This window comes from Pseudomonas sp. S5F11 (assembly GCF_019641515.1).
Taxonomy (GTDB): domain Bacteria; phylum Pseudomonadota; class Gammaproteobacteria; order Pseudomonadales; family Pseudomonadaceae; genus Aquipseudomonas; species Aquipseudomonas rhodesiae.
This window is the reverse complement of record NZ_JAIFJZ010000001.1, coordinates 5063393-5080596: the sequence shown is the minus strand read 5'-3', so window position 1 is coordinate 5080596 and position 17204 is coordinate 5063393. Positions and strand designations below refer to the sequence as shown.

At 51.9% G+C, this 17204-nt stretch carries 18 protein-coding genes, 4 tRNA genes and 1 pseudogene; 11 read left to right on the top strand and 12 right to left on the bottom strand.

The window, feature by feature from the left end; all coding sequences use genetic code 11:
• Positions 1-184 precede the first annotated feature (184 nt).
• Positions 185-895 (bottom strand): SOS response-associated peptidase family protein, encoded by a 711-nt coding sequence (locus K1567_RS22995; protein WP_042559143.1) that lies wholly within the window; start codon positions 893-895, stop codon positions 185-187.
• Between the two features lie 97 nt (positions 896-992).
• Here K1567_RS22995 and K1567_RS22990 point away from each other — a divergent pair, with 97 nt between their 5' ends.
• The 6 genes from K1567_RS22990 (at position 993) to K1567_RS27625 (ending at position 5468) form a co-directional block, all read left to right on the top strand.
• Complete coding sequence (locus K1567_RS22990) at positions 993-1424, top strand: LexA family transcriptional regulator (RefSeq protein ID WP_042559142.1); 432 nt, start codon at positions 993-995, stop codon at positions 1422-1424.
• Positions 1411-2691, top strand: a complete 1281-nt coding sequence (gene umuC / locus K1567_RS22985; RefSeq protein WP_220698881.1) for a translesion error-prone DNA polymerase V subunit UmuC — start codon at positions 1411-1413, stop codon at positions 2689-2691. The genes K1567_RS22990 and umuC overlap by 14 nt, the downstream gene beginning before the upstream one ends.
• A 243-nt stretch (positions 2692-2934) precedes the next feature.
• On the top strand, positions 2935-3063 hold the full coding sequence (locus K1567_RS27630) for a hypothetical protein (protein WP_256588646.1): 129 nt from the start codon (positions 2935-2937) through the stop codon (positions 3061-3063).
• Positions 3064-3594: 531 nt separating this feature from the next.
• Positions 3595-3963, top strand: coding sequence for a hypothetical protein (locus K1567_RS22980; protein WP_038443869.1), 369 nt, complete (start codon positions 3595-3597; stop codon positions 3961-3963).
• 61 nt (positions 3964-4024) lie between these two features.
• Complete coding sequence (locus K1567_RS22975; protein WP_220698880.1) at positions 4025-5197, top strand: DUF3800 domain-containing protein; 1173 nt, start codon at positions 4025-4027, stop codon at positions 5195-5197.
• Positions 5190-5468 (top strand): hypothetical protein, encoded by a 279-nt coding sequence (locus tag K1567_RS27625; RefSeq protein ID WP_259445015.1) that lies wholly within the window; start codon positions 5190-5192, stop codon positions 5466-5468. Before K1567_RS22975 ends, K1567_RS27625 begins: the two co-directional genes overlap by 8 nt.
• 528 nt (positions 5469-5996) lie before the next feature.
• Here the strand turns inward: K1567_RS27625 and K1567_RS22965 are convergent.
• Positions 5997-7436, bottom strand: a complete 1440-nt coding sequence (locus K1567_RS22965) for a hypothetical protein (protein ID WP_220698879.1) — start codon at positions 7434-7436, stop codon at positions 5997-5999.
• Positions 7433-8419: a nucleoid-associated protein gene (locus K1567_RS22960; protein WP_032894897.1), complete on the bottom strand. Its 987-nt coding sequence runs from the start codon at positions 8417-8419 to the stop codon at positions 7433-7435. The genes K1567_RS22965 and K1567_RS22960 overlap by 4 nt, the downstream gene beginning before the upstream one ends.
• Before the next feature lie 323 nt (positions 8420-8742).
• Between K1567_RS22960 and K1567_RS22955 the strand changes: the two genes are divergently transcribed.
• Positions 8743-9372: a hypothetical protein gene (locus K1567_RS22955; RefSeq protein ID WP_220698878.1), complete on the top strand. Its 630-nt coding sequence runs from the start codon at positions 8743-8745 to the stop codon at positions 9370-9372.
• 290 nt (positions 9373-9662) lie between these two features.
• On the opposite strand, the pseudogene K1567_RS22950 reads toward K1567_RS22955, so the two are convergent.
• From K1567_RS22950 to K1567_RS22940, 3 genes and pseudogenes are all read right to left on the bottom strand, one after another.
• Positions 9663-10265: pseudogene (locus tag K1567_RS22950) on the bottom strand (Sir2 family NAD-dependent protein deacetylase); the annotation flags it as partial.
• A gap of 318 nt (positions 10266-10583) precedes the next feature.
• Positions 10584-10967, bottom strand: coding sequence for a hypothetical protein (locus K1567_RS22945; protein ID WP_220698877.1), 384 nt, complete (start codon positions 10965-10967; stop codon positions 10584-10586).
• A gap of 590 nt (positions 10968-11557) precedes the next feature.
• A complete protein-coding gene (locus K1567_RS22940) occupies positions 11558-11953 on the bottom strand; it encodes a DUF6957 family protein (protein ID WP_220698876.1) in 396 nt (131 codons plus the stop codon).
• Positions 11954-12047: 94 nt separating this feature from the next.
• Here K1567_RS22940 and K1567_RS22935 point away from each other — a divergent pair, with 94 nt between their 5' ends.
• The gene (locus K1567_RS22935) at positions 12048-12545 is read left to right on the top strand and encodes a helix-turn-helix transcriptional regulator (protein WP_310794503.1); all 498 of its coding nucleotides are present in this window, start codon (positions 12048-12050) and stop codon (positions 12543-12545) included.
• Between the two features lie 252 nt (positions 12546-12797).
• On the opposite strand, the gene K1567_RS22930 is transcribed toward K1567_RS22935, so the two are convergent.
• A tRNA-Arg gene (locus K1567_RS22930) sits at positions 12798-12869 on the bottom strand.
• Between the two features lie 546 nt (positions 12870-13415).
• Between K1567_RS22930 and K1567_RS22925 the strand changes: the two genes are divergently transcribed.
• From K1567_RS22925 to K1567_RS22915, 3 genes are all read left to right on the top strand, one after another.
• A complete protein-coding gene (locus tag K1567_RS22925) occupies positions 13416-13646 on the top strand; it encodes a hypothetical protein (RefSeq protein WP_034099919.1) in 231 nt (76 codons plus the stop codon).
• 10 nt (positions 13647-13656) lie between these two features.
• Positions 13657-13836, top strand: coding sequence for a PA3371 family protein (locus tag K1567_RS22920; protein ID WP_047882818.1), 180 nt, complete (start codon positions 13657-13659; stop codon positions 13834-13836).
• A 399-nt stretch (positions 13837-14235) separates the two neighbouring features.
• Entirely contained in the window at positions 14236-14562 is a 327-nt protein-coding gene (locus tag K1567_RS22915) for an Arc family DNA-binding protein (RefSeq protein WP_017849200.1), read from the top strand.
• Positions 14563-14690: 128 nt separating this feature from the next.
• Here K1567_RS22915 and mgtE read toward each other — a convergent pair whose 3' ends face one another.
• From mgtE to csrA, 5 genes are all read right to left on the bottom strand, one after another.
• The gene (mgtE, locus tag K1567_RS22910) at positions 14691-16133 is read right to left on the bottom strand and encodes a magnesium transporter (RefSeq protein ID WP_034099922.1); all 1443 of its coding nucleotides are present in this window, start codon (positions 16131-16133) and stop codon (positions 14691-14693) included.
• A gap of 329 nt (positions 16134-16462) precedes the next feature.
• Positions 16463-16539: transfer RNA gene (locus tag K1567_RS22905), tRNA-Arg, on the bottom strand.
• A gap of 72 nt (positions 16540-16611) precedes the next feature.
• Positions 16612-16688, bottom strand: a tRNA-Arg gene (locus tag K1567_RS22900).
• Between the two features lie 108 nt (positions 16689-16796).
• A tRNA-Ser gene (locus tag K1567_RS22895) sits at positions 16797-16887 on the bottom strand.
• A gap of 62 nt (positions 16888-16949) precedes the next feature.
• The gene (gene csrA / locus K1567_RS22890) at positions 16950-17138 is read right to left on the bottom strand and encodes a carbon storage regulator CsrA (RefSeq protein WP_003175645.1); all 189 of its coding nucleotides are present in this window, start codon (positions 17136-17138) and stop codon (positions 16950-16952) included.
• Between the last annotated feature and the right edge of the window lie 66 nt (positions 17139-17204).

Below are 17204 nucleotides of genomic sequence, written 5' to 3'. Positions count from 1 at the left end.
ATAGCGGACAATCAACGATTTAATCCGGCAAGTACGAATAGACGACGGGAATTACATGACTAATCTGACTGCTTTTACATTCAGATGGCCGCGCATGGAAAAGCCTTACTCCCCTCTTCATGCCAATACTTCTGTTCGCTGGCGTGCAACTGCCGATACGCCGGCTCTCAGACTGCGGCTGAAGTCAGTCATCCACGTCTTCGAGCAGTGAGAGGGGCTGAATCAGATGCGGGCCTTGATTACGAACGTTACCCACATCCTTTCTAACCTTGTACCAATGAAAATCGGTAACCGGTCGGCAATGTTCCATCGCGATTTCCTTGGCTCGTTCAACTGACGTCTCAGGATCAATCCATTCGCGAGCGTGCTCAGGCGCCAGAACAAGGGGTTTCCGGTCATGGATATCGACCATACCCTCATCGCTCGCGGCGGTGATGATGACGAAGCCATCTCGATCATCCGGCTCCAGGCCTTCGTGTACTTCAGCCAAGCCGGCGAAGAACATCGGAATCTGCTCTTTCAACGTAATGAAATAGGGCTGCTTTTTCTTTGCATCATCGGGGTCTTTAACCCATTCAAACCAACCATTCGCCGGCGCGAGTATGCGACCATTTGGCCAGAGCTGACTGAAGAATTTCCCGGTCATGACGGTCTCGACTCTCGCGTTTATTGGATCAGGACGCTTTCCCTTCGCCCAGAACGGCGCCCACCCCCATTTGACCTTATCGACACTCAAGCCCTCTACCGCTGGCCGGATGATTTCCACCCGCGTAGAAGGCGCGACGTTGTACCGCTCGACTGGCCAAAGGTCATAGCCATTGATCACCAGCTGCGTAGGCGCAAGCTCCTTAAGGTAGTGATCCATCGATTCGTAGATCGAGTAGCGTCCGCACATGGTGTCACCCGTCGAATTGTCATACCTATGAGATTGACCGCAAGCCAAGCAAATCGTTAACTGTATGCATGTACAGTTAACCTACAAGGTTTGCATCATGAGCGTCACCATTCTCGGCCCACTCGCGTCTGGCGGTAGGAAACTGCCCCTCTATTCTTCCAGGGTGCCGGCGGGCTTCCCCTCCCCGGCGGCTGATCACATCGAAAAACATATTTCCCTCGATGAGCTGTTCGATATCCGCGCGCCGCACGTATACCTGGTGAGAATTGATGGAGACAGCATGCAGGGCGCCGGCATCTATTCAGGGGATCTGGTGGTTGTTGATCGGAGCATAGAAGCGGTCAGTGGCGATATCGTCATCGCAGCGCTCAATTCCGAGCCATTCTGCAAACGCCTGCTTTTGCGGGAGAACGCCGTGATGCTTTTGTCAGAGAATCCAAAATATCCGGCAAGGCATGTGATGGAGGGTGATGAGCTGGTGATCTGGGGTGTGGTGAAATATAGCGTGCGCGATCATGACAACACGTGAGCCCGTCTTTGCCCTGATTGACTGCAACAGCTTCTACGCGAGCTGCGAGCGAGTGTTCAGACCCGACCTGGCAAAGACGCCCATCGTGGTTTTGTCCAACAACGACGGCTGTGTGATTGCGCGCAGCTACGACGCCAAACCTTTTGTGAAAATGGGCCAGCCGTACTTCCAGATCAAAGACCATCTACGCCGGCATGGGATCGTAGCCTTCAGCAGTAATTACGCTTTATACGGCGACATGAGCGAACGCGTCATGACGATCATCGAATCGCTGGTGCCTGCGCTTGAGGTCTACAGCATTGACGAGGCGTTTGCCGATCTGACCGGCGTCCCAGGCGATCTGCCTGCATTCGGAAGGCACATGCGATCCACGCTTCTAAAACGCACAGGCATTCCTGTCGGTGTAGGCATCGCACGCACGAAGACGCTGGCCAAGCTCGCCAACCACACAGCCAAACGGCTGCTGGACATCACTGGCGGCGTGGTGGATCTGTGCGATCCGTTCAAACGGGACTGGACGCTGCGCAACACCGATGTCGGCGAGGTCTGGGGCATCGGCAGGCGCATGAAGGCGCACCTGGAAACGATGGGCATCAAGACCGCCATGGACTTGGCCAAAGCCGACCCGTGGATGCTTCGCCAGAAATTCAGCGTGGTGATTGAGAAAACCGCTCGGGAGCTCGCCGGCACCTCCTGTCTGGAATTAGGTGAAGCTGATCCACCCAAGCAGGAGATCTGCTGCAGCAGGATGTTCGGCAACCGGCTCACGCAGATTGAGCCAATCAAAGAGGCCGTCGCCACCTACACCCAGCGCGCAGCGGAAAAGCTCCGAGCGCAACACTCGCTGTGCAAGAAGATCCGCGTGAGCATTCGCACCGGCATGTTCAATCCTGAGGAAGCGAAATATGCCAATGGCGCCTTGGTGGAGTTACCGTACCCGACCAACGACGTGCGGCTGATGACGAAGGCTGCGACCGAAGCGGTCAATCGTCTCTTCCGTCCCGGCTACAAGTTCAGCAAGGCGGAAGTGCTGCTGATGGATCTGCGCCAGCCTGGCGAATTCACCGATGACCTGTTCGCGCAATCCCAGCCGGCAATGGCAGACAAGGTGATGGGTGTGCTGGATGAGATCAATGGCCGCTGGGGAAAGGGAGTGCTGCGTTTAGCCAGCGTGCCTGCAGCACCTGGATGGGCGATGCGTAGGGAGCTGAAGAGTCAGAGCTACACGACGAAGGTGGATCAGTTGTGGACGGTCAAGGCTAGGTAGCAGACAGGTGCGGTCTGGCGATGCTCGAATGATTCTGGAGGTGCAGTGCTACCTTCAAGATGTAATCAATGAACGTAAAATCAACACGTTACCTGTCGTTAGATTTCCAGTAGATGAGCCAAAGCTAATTCGAGTTTTCACATACCTAAAATCAAGTATCTCTTGCCTATTGAAAGTATCCGTCCGTACCAATAGGATGATCCCGCAGCAACTAAAATAAAACTAACATCAAGGAGATATTTTATGGCGCTTAAACCAGGCCCCAAACCGATTGCCAAATCAACCGGCGAAGTTGATAAGCGTCGTCGTGACAATAAAGACACACCAAGTAACAATCCTGACTTGAAGCCTAGCAAGTCTACAAAAAAATAGCTTGTCGCTGGCAGAAGCTACTTTAATGGTAGCTTTTGTCATTGAAGCTTATTGGGTGTAAATGCATAGTCTGTAATTTCGCTTTATCTGACGATCAGTGCCCTTTCTATGACCGCTACAACGACATATTGAATAGCATCATTGCGGCACTGCCTGAGAGTTGAATTACACTGGCTCATCAAGATACCCTCCTGGTTGAGTGCGTACAGTATTTTTCAATACGGTTGAACTGCTCCTGTTTCGCGAAGAAGCTAAATGACCGCTTTTGGCCGTATATAGCCGTAGCAGACATGCTCATAAACGAAAACCAGCCGGTTGCTAACCGAAAGTACCGTTCTTACATGAAGGCACCCTTGCTCCCACGATTTAGAGCTCAATGGTTCGGAGTTTTTATGGTCTGCCCTGCCTCGAGTGCATTTATTTATGTGTGTGGTGCCCTGTCGGCGAGAGCGAGCACAGGTGATCAAGGAGACGATGGCTTTTAGCCTCGATGCCAGCTAGATTTGGAGCTTTCTACGATCAAGGAAGGATATGAAAAAGCTCATCGCAGTAATGGGAATCTGTGTCGCACTTGGCGGTTGCGCTACGTCCCACTACACCGCAGGACGAGACTTTCCGTCGGCCAGTGTAGCGAGCATCACCAAAGGCAAAACGACAACTACTGAGTTGAAGTCCCTGTTTGGTGAGCCCTACGCCAAGAGTGCTGTCAGCGAGACTGACGAAAAGTGGATCTACACCTACACCAATGGCTCAGCCCACGCCCAAAGCTACGTGGTCACCATGAAGGTAACGACTACGGGCACTCAGAAAACCCTCGACGTCTTGATCCGCAATGACGTGGTAATCAATTACACGTTCAGCGAAGGCCCCGCTCCAGGCACTACCACTGCGACGAACTAAGTTCGCCACCTTGCCATTGGGCGACCCACTGCGCTCAGTACGTTGTTGATGGAGCAAGCTCATGGACAGAACATATGCCTTCGTGGATGAGTCCGGGAATTCCGACCTTGATACGTCAAAGGGAGGAAGCTCGGGCTTCTTCATCGTGTGCTCCATTCTGGTGGCAGAGAAAGACCTCGAAGCTGCTTATGCCCAAGCTGAAGCACTCCGCGAACGTAATTTTCAAACAGGCGAGATCAAATCCAGCAATCTGAAGCCCAAAGATTCAGATCGCCGTGCCCGGATCCTAAATGAGCTCGCCGAGCTGCCATTCAAGCTCTATTTCACCGTCGTTGATAAGTCCCGAATTCACAAAGACGGCGGCCTCCGTATCAAGACCTCGTTCATAAAATACGTGAACGGGTTGCTCTATGAACGTTTGTTCCGCGCATACCCTGACCTCCAGATGATCGTAGACGAGCATGGTGGCCAGGAATTTCAGGAGAGCCTCAAAAGCTACGTTGCAGAACGATTCGTGGACGACCTATTTGGCGATAAGGATGCCTTCCAGACGATGGCCAGTAAGGACAACGTTTTGGTTCAGGTTGCAGATTTTTTTGCTGGCTCAGCCGCTCAGATCTACGAAGAGAAAGCATCGGAAGAAGCAGTTCTTGCCTACAAAAAGATCCTACGCAGCCTGACTCTTGGAATGCTTGAGTGGCCATCCAAGTACCAGTCTCTTCTGCCACCGCCTACGAATGAGTCTGGATATGCTGACTACCAGGTACACCAGGAGGCTCTCCGCCAGGCCGACCGTTTTAGCGAGCGGGTTGGTGACCACCCCGATGAAGATGAGCGACTGCAGCTAAGCATCTTGCGGTTCTTGAGATTCCAGAGCGAATTTGTCACCAAGGACTACGTACTGACTACGGAGATCATGGCCCATCTAAAAGACAGTGGATTGGGAGAGGTCAACGGCCAGAGAATCCGATCCAGTGGCATTGCCAAGCTTCGGGATGCGGACGTAATCATCACAAGCGCGGCCAAAGGCTACAAGATCCCTCAGACACGGGCAGACATTAACGAGTTTCTTGAAAGAGCGTCAGGCATTGTTGTTCCCCTACTGGAACGGGTCAAAAAGGCTCGAGAGGTATATCGGCTGAGTAGTCGAGGAGAATATGACATCGTGACGGCGGCCAACCTGGCTGAGCTAGCGAAGCTGCTGGCTGCGCTTGAGGCATTTGCAGATGACTGAACTGAGTCATGGCCAGGAACCTCACCAGGCTGCATTGATCCAGGATGAAATCCTAGAGACTCTGAAAGAGGCCAAGGTGCTCGCGCGTAGATTCTATCGCCTGACCGGCAAGCCGCTGGGCGTGACCGGCGAGGTCGCAGAGTACGAAGCTGCTGTTAGGCTCGGCCTGTTACTACATCCTGCAAGGCAGGCAGGTTACGACGCTACAGAGGCGCTGGAAGATGGTGTCGCGAGAATCCAGATCAAGGGGCGATGTATCCTGAACCCGTAAAAGATTACGGGCCGTATGGGTGCAATTGATCTACGACAACCCTTCGATACAGTGCTCTTGGTGCTGCTTGATTCTGAGTTCAACGCATTTGCAATGTACGAAGCGAGTCGTGCCAAGGTAGAGGCAGCACTGACCCTGCCTGGCTCGAAAGCCAGAAATGAACGGGGAGCGCTGGCTATTAGACAATTCATGTCGATAGCGGTGTTGCGCTGGGCTCGCCAGGAGGCGAGCGAATCCGAGAGTCAACTACCCTCCTAGAATCGAACGCCAGTGGTACGTTGCTCTGGGATACATATTTAATGTCCCAAATCAGTCACATTAACCATCATTTTTAGGCTTAATGACCCTATTTGGGTACATTACGGGCGAGCAACGGAATGCGGACAGTAATGGCTATAGCCTCTACCTCAGCCAGACTATCTTCTGATGCGTAAGCAAGCCCCTGACGGTTCCTGGCATAGCTTCTAAATATCTGTGCAGCAACACTGCTGCCACAAAGAGTTAATCGTAGTTGTAATTATAGTTTTATTAAAAAAAGGCGGTGATGTAGTTCCACGCGTAGAAAAAATAATAATCGATGTGATTCGCTACAAAGCTAGGCGCCGCAAGCGATAGGAAGTAGTGGACAATGGCTGCGTATAGACAGAAGCACACAGCCCAAGCAAGCCAGTAAACAGTGCGTCCGGACGATATAGGTTTTTCAACCAAGCGCTTCCAGTCGTCGGCAGACATAAAGTTGTAGATCTTCTTCCGCCATCCTTCTCTACTGGTGTCAGCAAGACTGTTAAAACGCAAGGTTGATAGAGTGTTGATAACCATGCTCAATATGAGAAGTACAGAAACGCCTAGATACAGAATCGTGGTAGCTGTATCCGCTACGCCTGTAGTCGCTATCGGAGTCTTGAGAGCTAAGACAACACCCGCCACCGCGAAATCACGCCAGAGAGCTGATATTAAATCCCTTGTCGCGGTTTGTGTCTTATTAACCTCGTCCTGCAAACCCTTGCGCAGATCCCCCAGGCTTTTGACAGCCTCCTTGCTCTGATCCTGAAGATGAAAGGCGAACGCTTCCTTGGCCCCCGAGAGGCTATTTTTCAAGAGTGGCGTTGAGCCAGAGGGCCACGTCGTCCCACTGTTCCAGTTGATAGCAATGTGGTTATTGAAAAGTTGGAATTTCGTTTCAGACTCCCTAGGGGTGGAGTAAATCCACTGGCAGGTGTCGTGAAGTGTTTCAAAATTGATATCAGCCCAGTTAATAGGCTGGTCTATAGCTATGGGGAGTGAGCGCCCGCCTCGAAATATTACATGAGTATCATCATCTTCCTTGCGAATCTCGGCTGGCAAGCAAAAGGAAAGCTTTTCCACCGCCACGCGCTTCCAGGCTGTAAAAGGTTCGCTTTCAGTAATTGGCTCAGCGGTTAGCAGCCATGGCTCAAGCGACGGTGGGGTAAGGGAGTGGGTAAGATCCCGTACCATTTTCCAAGGCTTTTCAGGATGTTGAGTGGCGGCAGGTAAACTTTTATCTCCACCCATTTCTTTAACTAGAAACTGATGAGTGGAAAACTCAAAGGTTTCACCTGCAACCCATACACACATTTTTTTCTGTGAGGTATGTGCTGAGAATTGATTTGTTCTCAGCCAGTTTTCGAAACCTCTTAAAGTGAGGAAATAACACCAACCATCATCCGCTGGCTTCTCCAAGATTAGTGTTAGTCTGTCATTTTCTACATCCTCCAAATCTAAATCCTTGATCTCGATGCTGTCGGAAACCTCTCCAAAAAGCTCTATCGTTCCGATGCCATCAGAACAAACACGCTGGGCAAGATCTTTCAACTCTCGAACAAACTCAGAAGATGTAACGCTTACTTCATCAATTCGAACAATATGCGCAGTCTCAATCTGCGCAGAACCGCCCGACGCCGCAAGTCGCTCAAAGAAGCTGCGAAGTTCCAGCGCTAGCTGTTTCATGATTCACGCAAGCGACTTGTACGAATAGTAATGACAGTTTCATCCTTTCCGTTTTCGATAGTTAAGCTTCCCTTTGCCCGTGCAGGCATATTGATGGTGATGCCTTCGCTTGTTACGTATTTCTTTGCCTCATTGGTAGGTAACTCTTCCTCATCATAGGAGAACACCTCACCAGTCAAATTTAGGCTTTCCAATTCTTTGTCGAAGGTCGCCCGAATTTCATCTTGGCCATTGATGCCAAAAAAATCTGTGAAGAATTCGTCGACTTCAAAGTCTTTACGCTTTTTCGCAATCTCAACGACTTTCTCAGCGACTTTTGATGTGATAGCAGGCGGTAGATCACCCAGGTGTGTCCTTACAGTTTTTTTGATTGCCTTCACCAAATCTACCGTCATTTCCTTTGAGTTCCGGAGACGCTCTACACCCAGGAATTCCTTGAAGAAGTCACTGATTCCTGAGCGGCTCATTTTATCAATGATCACCACTTCTGAGTCTTTGGAATCCAAATCAATAAGGGCTGATTTCTGCAACGCTTTTGGTGATTCAGTAAAGTTGTTAGTAACTGCCTGAAGAATTGCCTGGGCGCCCTTGGTTTCAAATGTGACAACTTTTTCAGAGTCATACTTGATTAAAGAATAAAACTTTTTAGCGCCTGTAACCAAGCCAATTACAATCAACACGCCTGACTTCATGCGTTTATCGCCAAGGCGATGAAATTGTCGCGCCAAGCTCTTGGAGATATCGACAAAATTCGACTCACCCTTCTCCCAGCTATTCAATTTGGCCTTTACTTGAGATATTTCAGCGAAAGAAAATTTATTGCCCTTGAGGGTTTCTTTGATGCGGTCAATGAAGAACGGCTCGAAGGTGCTCAAGGGAGTATCGTCAAAAAGTATCGGATCATCAGCTCGATGATGCACCACGTGAAAAATGAAGTTCTCGATTTTCAGGGCTTCTATTTCTTTATCGGTAAGAGTGGCCAAGTTAAATCCTCTTCCTTGCTGGTGGCGACATGACATTAAGCATTGATCTAAGCACCTTTCCAGCGTTATGCCAGCGCCCTCCGCTGGGCATAACATGATCACTGTATGAATATACACCCATAAGGAGCGATTGGCTTCCGTATGCCCCATCCAGGATCACCTGTCCGATGGAAGGATCTCTGGTCAGCGTGTTCAAGCGGGCATGAAATCGGAGCGCCTGGCTTACTTTTTTAGCTTCTTTTTTTGCTTTTTTAAAAAAGCACAAATTGATTTTATTTTTATACCATGGGATGCTTTACTACATCTGACAGGAGATCCATCCCATGAACGACATTATTTCGCTCATCGAAAACGCCGCGAAGACGAAGAACGACCTAGCGTCCGCATCTATCCGCATGCCCAAGGAGCTTTACTCCTTCATCGAAGGTTTAGCTGATCAGCTTGATCTGAGTCGCCAGGAGACAATGCTTAAACTGCTTGAGAAGGGGGTTGAAGCCGCTAAGGTTGCTCTTAAGCTTGATGACGAAGAGCAAGCGGCGGTAGACATCGAGTCACTCGAACCATCGAGCTTCCACCTTCTAAATACGAATAAGCGTCACTCATTGGAAGACCATGACCGCATGCTCAGCGAGGGTAGCGCAGCAGCCTTTTATGGCCCCTGGAAGTACAACATTGATCGTATACAGAAAGGCGATGTGGTCTTCTTGTACGAGAACGGCAAAGGAATCGTCGCATTCGGCCAAGGCACTGGTGAAACTGAAAAGCGTGAGCATCACGGCTATCTCGGAGAGTGCCACTTTCAACGACTGATGGATTTCACCATCCTGGACAAGCCAATTTCAGCCGCTGAGATCAAGAAAACGGTGCAAAAAAACGTCGTATTCTTGCGCACCATGTCACCCATGCCCGATGGCAAGTTGCTGCTGGATCTCATCCAGAAGCGTTCTGCGTGAAGTCTCCTCGGGCCTAATATAAAACACGGTACTCTGCCCCCGATTGAGGCGGCGTCAAAATACAAAGCCTCTAGCGCAGTAATACGCAGGTGAGGCTTGCTTCTACAATCATCGAGATAACGCCGCACGTTGTGACCAAAGGTGCGAGCGGAGCGCTCCGGCCAGACGGGCCAAAGGCTTGAGGATGTAAGCCCGGAGGGCCAAAACCTGACGCAGTCAGGGTTTGGTTCACGCCAGCCGTATCCCAAGGGGGCAAGCTCAAGGCAGAGGCAACGTGAATCCCCCTCGAACTACGAGGTAGGAAAGTCGCCGAAGGTCTCGCGAAATAGTCCCTCCATCATGATCGAGGCAGGGCCTTGAAGAAAGTGCTCCTGACTGCTGATATCAAACCGCACAGGATTGATGTGAACGACAGTCGCCCCGTGCCCCAAAGCACGTAGCGGTAGCTCGGCAGCCGGATACACAATCCCGGATGTCCCAATCGAAAGGAAAAAATCGCAGTCCTCTGCTGCTGCGAGACCTGCACTCCATGCGTCCTCCGGAAGCATCTCACAAAACCAAACGACGCCAGGCCGAACATACCTGCTGCAAGCGCTGCATCGCGGCGGCTCAATCCGACTTCCATCCTCAGGCAGCGCGTCAGTCGTGAGGGGCAACGTATACGCAATCCCGCAATCAATGCATCGAGGAGAGTGCAGGCTGCCATGTAGATGAATCACATCTTGGCTGCCGGCGCGTTCATGAAGGTCATCAACATTTTGAGTCACCACTGTCAGCTTAGGCACATGGTTGGCAAGTGCAGCGATGGCTCGATGCGACCCATTTGGCTGCGCCTGGATAACTTTCTGCCTACGCCACTCGTACCATCCCCAACAGAGCGCTGGGTCGGCTTTCTTCCGTCAGTTCAACGTCACCCAAAGACCCCAAGTGAATTCGTCGACAAGGTAGCTCGACAAGGAGACCTTGCTCAACAAGCAACCGAGGAAGCTCCCAAAGCAATTCGGTGATTTCCCAAGTTTCCGTAACAGCAGATACGGTCTCGGCAACGAATGCGCCAAGGTCGAATCTTGGGTCGCTACAAACGGCCCTTCCCGGCTGTAGGCGTCAAAGATACCGGAAGCAATGGAGACGACCTCGCCTTTCCTCAGGAGCATGAAGCCACCTTGATCCCAAACTCACAACAGTAGGCCGAGACATTCCCTCCTGAAATATCACTGCAAGATCCGAGGGGTCGGATGGTACTGCCCATTAGTGGTACGCAAAAAATCACGCAAGCTGGCGCGGCCATTTTGGCGCTGAAAAGTTGCTAATACATAACGGCTATTCTCCGTCGTCATAACCCAGAATCTGCCTTCGCGCTCAACTTTCAATACGTCAGAAGTGCGGATCAAATGGCCGTCTCCGAACCGCCCATACTGGTCTTTACGCTTGTGGCCAAAAACAACACCGATACCTGCTCGTGATCTGATGGAAACGCCGCAAAGGTACGCAGTGACCGGTATGTCGAAGCCATGCTCGTGAGCTTTTAAGATTCGCAAAAGGTCGAAATCGGTGTGGCACTTGCCATGAAAATTTACATCTAATGTGTCCAGCATCGTTGGGCTCCAGTTGCTGTCTGTATGGAGTTATCAAGAATTGCACACGCAACCAGGCGCGCTGGTACCGTGGGGGATTACTGGTAATTTTCAGGCTGATCGAATCATGCTTGAGAGAAAGACGGGCCTCAGGTTGGCTAGCGCTTCAATCTTGAAGTCTCGTTGGTGTGACGTGTGATACACCGCCCCCTTAGCCACTTCCAACAAGCAAACCTCACAACCAGACCTGTCCTCACCTACGGTTATTCTGGTTAACCGCTCCATCTGCCAGCCTCCGGACTTATTCATCCAAGATGGCGTCACAGCCATAATCTCGGTGATAGCTAAATCCGCACCTTGGCTTACCAACATTTTTTGAAGCTGGTAGGTGTCGTCAATCATCACTGCGCATTCGCTGGGCCGACCCTCGTTTTCGACGCTAAGGGTTAAGTGATACCAAGGCGTTCGGAGCAGCCTTGAGACTCCGCGCCAATGGGACACGCCCTCCCCGAACATTCCTGGGACGCCTATCAGGTCGTTGTCTAAGGTTCTGAACATGTGTCGCCTCAAACTGCTGGAGCAAGTCAGTTGCCCAGCAGAACCGTGGGAAATCAGAAAAGGGAAAATATCGCTTCGATAGAAGCAGACTTACGATGGCCTGGGCCGAGCAAGACGTAGACAGTGTTGCGTGTTTCGAATAGGTAGCATTCCTTGAAAGCGGTGCCCATGCTTGAGCGCACCCAATGGCCCGGCTCAAAGCGTCTCTGCTCGTCATCCACGACCTTGTGGGCAAACATAAACATTGGCTGGCAGCCTGCAGCGGTAACTTTCGCTCGCTCGGCGTCGGTGACGATGGCGTCTAGGATGATCCACTCTTCTACGGCGCAGAGGGGCATCCATTTGTAGCGCTTTCTGGCCGCATGCATCGCTTCCTCAAGACCGTGCTCAGAACCCATCAGGCTGACACCAAGATCGCCCAACAGACCGTCTTCGATGATCCTATCCACGGCCCAATCCCTCTCTGTCAATATTCGATAATTAGCAGCTGAGGCATAATACCGCCACGAATACAAATATATCTGTTTGTGCGGCGGCAGGCAAATGCGACATACCGTCTCTTTTTATTGGGATAGTGAAATGTCGCTGCGGAAATCTTATGCAGCAGTGGTTCAACTGCTTCGCACTCGGAAAGGCTTGTCTCAAGCAAAACTCGCGGGCTCGTTCACACAGGCCCACGTGAGCGAGCTAGAGCTCGGTAGAAGCTCAGCGACCATCGAAATGAGTGCCCGACTTGCCTCAGCGCTGAAAGTAGAGCCAATAACTTTGCTGGCACTAGCTGCTGCCTCCCATGAGAAGTGCACAGTGCGGGAAGCTCTCCTGGCTGCGCTGGCCGAAGCAGAAGGCTTAGGGCTAGCGGATGCCCTACTCCCATCAGAGCCACAAGCCTTGGCCGCGCCTAGCGTCGTGGAGGCTAGAAAGAAATGGTTGGCGGTGCAGGAGCTGAAGAAGCGTGGGCTCAGCCAGTCCCAAGCGGCGAAAGAGCTCGGACTGCCAGAGAGCACCTTAAGGCGGCTGTGGCATCAAAACATTATCAACTGACGGAAGAAGACTGCGCTCTATCAATCGCCAGCATCGCTAAGAAGCCTATTCCTAAACGACGGAAGGGAAACTTCCTCCGACGGCAACCTTGTGGTGCCTCGGCTCAAACACCCTCAAGACCGTCTTCTAGTTGATCGAGCTTTCTGATGGGAACGGTAGCGACTGAAGAAGGACGCATCGTGTGCGCAGTCGCGTAGCTTGTTGCCAGATGAGTAGCAAAAGACTTGGGAAGGGAAGGAAATGCGGATGATGTGTCCCCTGCTGGAATCGAACCAGCATCTAGCCCTTAGGAGGGGCTCGTTCTATCCGTTGAACTAAGAGGACATTGAGCGTCGGCATCTTACGCAAAAACAGCGGGTTATGAAAGTTCGATCCTGAGATCCGACCACGATTCAGGTGCATTGAATATGCAGTAAAAAGGACGCTGACTGGCGCGCAGCCCTTACTAGGCGAACCTTTTCAATATGCAGTTAAACCAATGTCGGATAAGAACGGCCAACCTTCCCCTTAGGAGGGGGATGCTCTATCCAATTGAGCTACTGGGACTAATGACAGCCATCAAGCCATGGCGGCGATGGACGGCGTGCATGTTAACGGCGGAGGTGAGTTTTGTCATGTCGTCCTTAGGCTTTTTGCCCGTAAGCCGATCCTGACTACAGCGAATTCGGTTTCGCCCCGTATACATAGGCACTTGGTCTAAGTCGTGCAAAATGCACTCCCCCAAACTGGTCGCGTTGCAAATTGCAACCTGAGAAGCAGCATAAACGCCTACAAGCCATTGATTTTATTGAGTTAATGGTTTGGCACGACACCTGCAATACTGTTCTTATACCCCACCACTCAGCCAGGCGGTAAACGGAGAACATGCCCATGAACAGCGCCCTTCTGTTAGCTCTCAATTCTGTCGCCCTGGCTGCACTGGTGATGTTTCACTTTCAATCGTCAAATGCGCAGGACCCAGCGCAGATCAGCCAACACGCTGTTCCACACCACTTGCAGCAACGCCCGCAACTGGCAGTGATGACGCCAACCGCGCAATCTCCCGTACGCCTGACCCAGGGCACCCAGGCCGCACCTACATCCGAACACTGGGTTTTCTGAGAATTTAATAATGAGCAAATCTGCCTGGCTTTTTTTGTGCTTGACCACCGCCACCGGCCTGTATGGCTTAGAGACGTATACAAAAGATGAGCAAAGCACCGCTTTAATTATCAGCGGCATATCCGCCTGCTTTTTCTTACTAACCCTTTTCGTAGGCCGTCGGATCAAATTCGATCCGATCCTGCGCTGACAGCTCCTCCTCTTCCTTTCATTCACCCATACCTTACGTCGCCTCACCCTACTCATTTGGCCGTTTGCCACTAGTCTAAAGGATAAGGGCAAAAGGCCACTTTGCTATAGGATGTGCGGCCTCAAACCCTGCTGCGACTGGGTTTTCGGGATAGTTCCATCTGGGTAGCCCCTCAAGTGAATGTTTTCCAACCAGTCCGCAAAAATGCAAATCAGTGCTGGCATAAAGCCTCCAGGCAGTTCAATATTTGTCACAGAATTGACGCCAAGGAACTGGCAAATGTGAGGCATGATGCGGCCTCTTTGCAATTCGGGTTGAACTTTGGTCGTGAGTCTTGTCTTAACACTCATCTTGCGGCCAATTCCAGAAACCGCTCCCCTGAACTAACCGGTTAAATATATGCGCCCATTGAAACAGGCAATTTATTCCAGCCGTACGGCTGACAAGTTCGTCGTACGTCTGCCAGACGGAATGCGGGAACGCATTGCCGAGGTGGCTCGCAATCATCACCGCAGCATGAACTCCGAAATCATCGCGCGCCTGGAACAGAGCCTTATTCAGGAAGGTGCGTTGGGTGAAGAGTTGAGCATGCGCCTGGACAGTCCTGAGCTGTCGCTGCACGAACGCGAACTGCTGCAGCGTTTTCGTCAGCTCTCCCATCGCCAGCAAAATGCTCTCGTCTCGCTGATCGCGCACGACGTTGAGGCGGCCGCAGAAGCCGAATGAATTGCAACTGAAAGCAGAAGCCAGCCTAGTGCTGGCTTTTTTTTGCGTGGGATTTGTGAAGACAACCGCAAGAGCAAGTCTGCTCGCTCTTGCGGCGTAGCGGCCGGGCAGCCGCGCATCGAGTTGGCTTAGAGGAGAAAGATCGTCGCCAGGCCCAGGAATATAAAGAAGCCGCCGCTGTCGGTCATGGCCGTGATCATCACGCTGGCACCCATGGCAGGGTCGCGTCCCAGGCGTGCCAAGGTCATGGGTATCAACACCCCCATCAGCGCCGCCAACAGAAGGTTAAGGGTCATGGCGGCAGTCATCACTACGCCAAGCGACCAGCTGCCATACAGCAAGTAAGCCACGACGCCGATCACGCCGCCCCATACCAATCCGTTGATCAAGCCCACCGCCAATTCTTTGCGCAGCAATCGCGAGGAGTTGGCAGTACTCACCTGATCCAGTGCCATCGCACGCACAATCATGGTAATCGTCTGGTTGCCTGAGTTGCCGCCGATGCCTGCCACAATCGGCATCAGCGCCGCCAACGCCACCAGCTTCTCGATGGAGCCTTCGAACAATCCGATCACGCGGGATGCGATAAACGCAGTAATCAGATTGATTGCAAGCCACGCCCAGCGGTTATGCAGCGAACGCCAAACCGAGGCAAAAATATCTTCCTCTTCACGCAGACCCGCCATGTTGAGGACTTCGGTCTCACTCTCTTCACGGATCAGGTCGACGATTTCATCGATAGTCAGACGACCAATCAGCTTGCCGTTCTTATCGACCACGGGAGCCGAAATCAAGTCGTAACGCTCAAAGGCCTGAGCCGCCTCGTAAGCATCTTCGTCAGGATGAAAGCTCACCGTGTCGCTAGCCATCAAATCGGCCACTTTTTTCTCAGGGTCGTTGACCAGCAGCCGTTTGATCGGCAGCACACCCTTGAGAATACCTTCGTAATCCACCACGAACAGCTTATCGGTGTGGCTTGGCAATTCTTTCAATCGACGCAGATAGCGTAGTACCACTTCCAGGCTGACGTCTTCACGGATGGTGACCATCTCGAAGTCCATCAGGGCGCCGACCTGATCCTCATCGTAGGACAACGCTGAGCGCACGCGCTCGCGCTGCTGACCGTCAAGGGCCTCCATCAGCTCGTGGACAACGTCACGCGGCAATTCCGGCGCCAGGTCGGCCAGTTCGTCGGCGTCCATCTCCTTGGCCGCCGCCAACAGTTCGTGATCGTCCATGTCGGCGATCAGGGTTTCACGCACCGAGTCCGACACTTCGAGCAGGATGTCGCCATCACGGTCGGCCTTGACCAACTGCCACAGGGTCAGTCGATCATCGAGCGGGAGGGCTTCAAGTATGTAGGCGACGTCGGCAGAGTGCAGATCATCGAGCTTGCGTTGCAGCTCGACGAGGTTTTGCCGGTGCACCAGGTTTTCGACGCGGTCGTGGTGAGGACCTTCCTGGCGGTGCGTTAGGTCTTCGACCACACGCTGGCGCTGCAGCAGCTCGATAACTTGAGCAAGGCGATCCTGCAGGCTTTCTTGAGTTTTCTTTACTTCAACTTCGGTCATAGGCGAACTCCACTCCCAGCAGCGGGGCACGCCGGAAGGATCAATCAGTCAATTCATGATTGGTGAAACGGGGCACTGAGTAACTACTGGGTAAGTCCATGGAGGTATTCCACAAGCCCCGGCGGGGCTGACGGGCGCAATGATACACCTTGCGTCCGCTTTTAACGTTAAAAAACTGGAAAGAACAAGCGCTTGCGAGCCAAAGTTGAGTATTGGCCGCATCTATGAACTGCGACGACGCAGACGGAAAGGAAAACACATGGGCCGAGAGAAAAAAGATAAAACCCCAGACGGCAAAAAGCCCGCGCTAGGCGGGCTTTTTGTTTGTATGGTGCACTCGACAGGATTCGAACCTGTGACCGCTCGGTTCGTAGCCGAGTACTCTATCCAGCTGAGCTACGAGTGCAGATTGTGTTTTTAGACCAGATCACAACTGGTTGAAGCCAAGCTACCTGCATCGCTGCAGCTAACTCTTAAATGGTGCACTCGACAGGATTCGAACCTGTGACCGCTCGGTTCGTAGCCGAGTACTCTATCCAGCTGAGCTACGAGTGCATTTGTTGCCGCGCATTATAGGCCGTTCAATCTCTATGTAAAGCGATTTTTTCGAGTAATTTCAACAACTTACCGATAAATCCAGATTGCAACGTACTAAGCAAATAATGGCGGAGAACGGGGGATTCGAACCCCCGACACCCTTTTGAGGTGTACTCCCTTAGCAGGGGAGCGCCTTCGGCCACTCGGCCAGCTCTCCGCAACACGGGGCGTATATTAACCACGTTCATCCCCGTTTGCAAACATAAAAAACGATAAAAATTAAAGGCTTGGTTCTTCGTCCTTCTCTTTCTTGATCCGCAGGTAGATTTCCTCGCGGTGGACCGCTACCTCTTTCGGAGCGTTAACCCCGATACGCACTTGATTGCCTTTAACGCCGAGCACGGTCACGGTGATTTCTCCATCACCGATAATCAGGCTTTCTGCGCAACGACGAGTCAGAATCAGCATGCCTTTCTCCTCACGCATTTCAGTTCAGGAACAACAGTCTGCAAAAAAAAGGCCTTCGACCTACAA

What these genes read in the sequence shown, in the direction of transcription:
- K1567_RS22955 (WP_220698878.1), top strand. Translation starts at nt 8,743, where the DNA reads ATGAACGACATTATTTCGCTCATCGAAAACGCCGCGAAGACGAAGAAC.
- K1567_RS22945 (WP_220698877.1), bottom strand. Translation starts at nt 10,967, where the DNA reads ATGCTGGACACATTAGATGTAAATTTTCATGGCAAGTGCCACACCGAT.
- K1567_RS22990 (WP_042559142.1), top strand. Translation starts at nt 993, where the DNA reads ATGAGCGTCACCATTCTCGGCCCACTCGCGTCTGGCGGTAGGAAACTG.
- K1567_RS22965 (WP_220698879.1), bottom strand. Translation starts at nt 7,436, where the DNA reads ATGAAACAGCTAGCGCTGGAACTTCGCAGCTTCTTTGAGCGACTTGCG.
- K1567_RS22925 (WP_034099919.1), top strand. Translation starts at nt 13,416, where the DNA reads ATGAACAGCGCCCTTCTGTTAGCTCTCAATTCTGTCGCCCTGGCTGCA.
- K1567_RS22995 (WP_042559143.1), bottom strand. Translation starts at nt 895, where the DNA reads ATGTGCGGACGCTACTCGATCTACGAATCGATGGATCACTACCTTAAG.
- K1567_RS22915 (WP_017849200.1), top strand. Translation starts at nt 14,236, where the DNA reads ATGCGCCCATTGAAACAGGCAATTTATTCCAGCCGTACGGCTGACAAG.
- K1567_RS27630 (WP_256588646.1), top strand. Translation starts at nt 2,935, where the DNA reads ATGGCGCTTAAACCAGGCCCCAAACCGATTGCCAAATCAACCGGCGAA.
- umuC (WP_220698881.1), top strand. Translation starts at nt 1,411, where the DNA reads ATGACAACACGTGAGCCCGTCTTTGCCCTGATTGACTGCAACAGCTTC.
- csrA (WP_003175645.1), bottom strand. Translation starts at nt 17,138, where the DNA reads ATGCTGATTCTGACTCGTCGTTGCGCAGAAAGCCTGATTATCGGTGAT.
- K1567_RS22975 (WP_220698880.1), top strand. Translation starts at nt 4,025, where the DNA reads ATGGACAGAACATATGCCTTCGTGGATGAGTCCGGGAATTCCGACCTT.
- K1567_RS22920 (WP_047882818.1), top strand. Translation starts at nt 13,657, where the DNA reads ATGAGCAAATCTGCCTGGCTTTTTTTGTGCTTGACCACCGCCACCGGC.
- mgtE (WP_034099922.1), bottom strand. Translation starts at nt 16,133, where the DNA reads ATGACCGAAGTTGAAGTAAAGAAAACTCAAGAAAGCCTGCAGGATCGC.
- K1567_RS27625 (WP_259445015.1), top strand. Translation starts at nt 5,190, where the DNA reads ATGACTGAACTGAGTCATGGCCAGGAACCTCACCAGGCTGCATTGATC.
- K1567_RS22935 (WP_310794503.1), top strand. Translation starts at nt 12,048, where the DNA reads ATGCGACATACCGTCTCTTTTTATTGGGATAGTGAAATGTCGCTGCGG.
- K1567_RS22980 (WP_038443869.1), top strand. Translation starts at nt 3,595, where the DNA reads ATGAAAAAGCTCATCGCAGTAATGGGAATCTGTGTCGCACTTGGCGGT.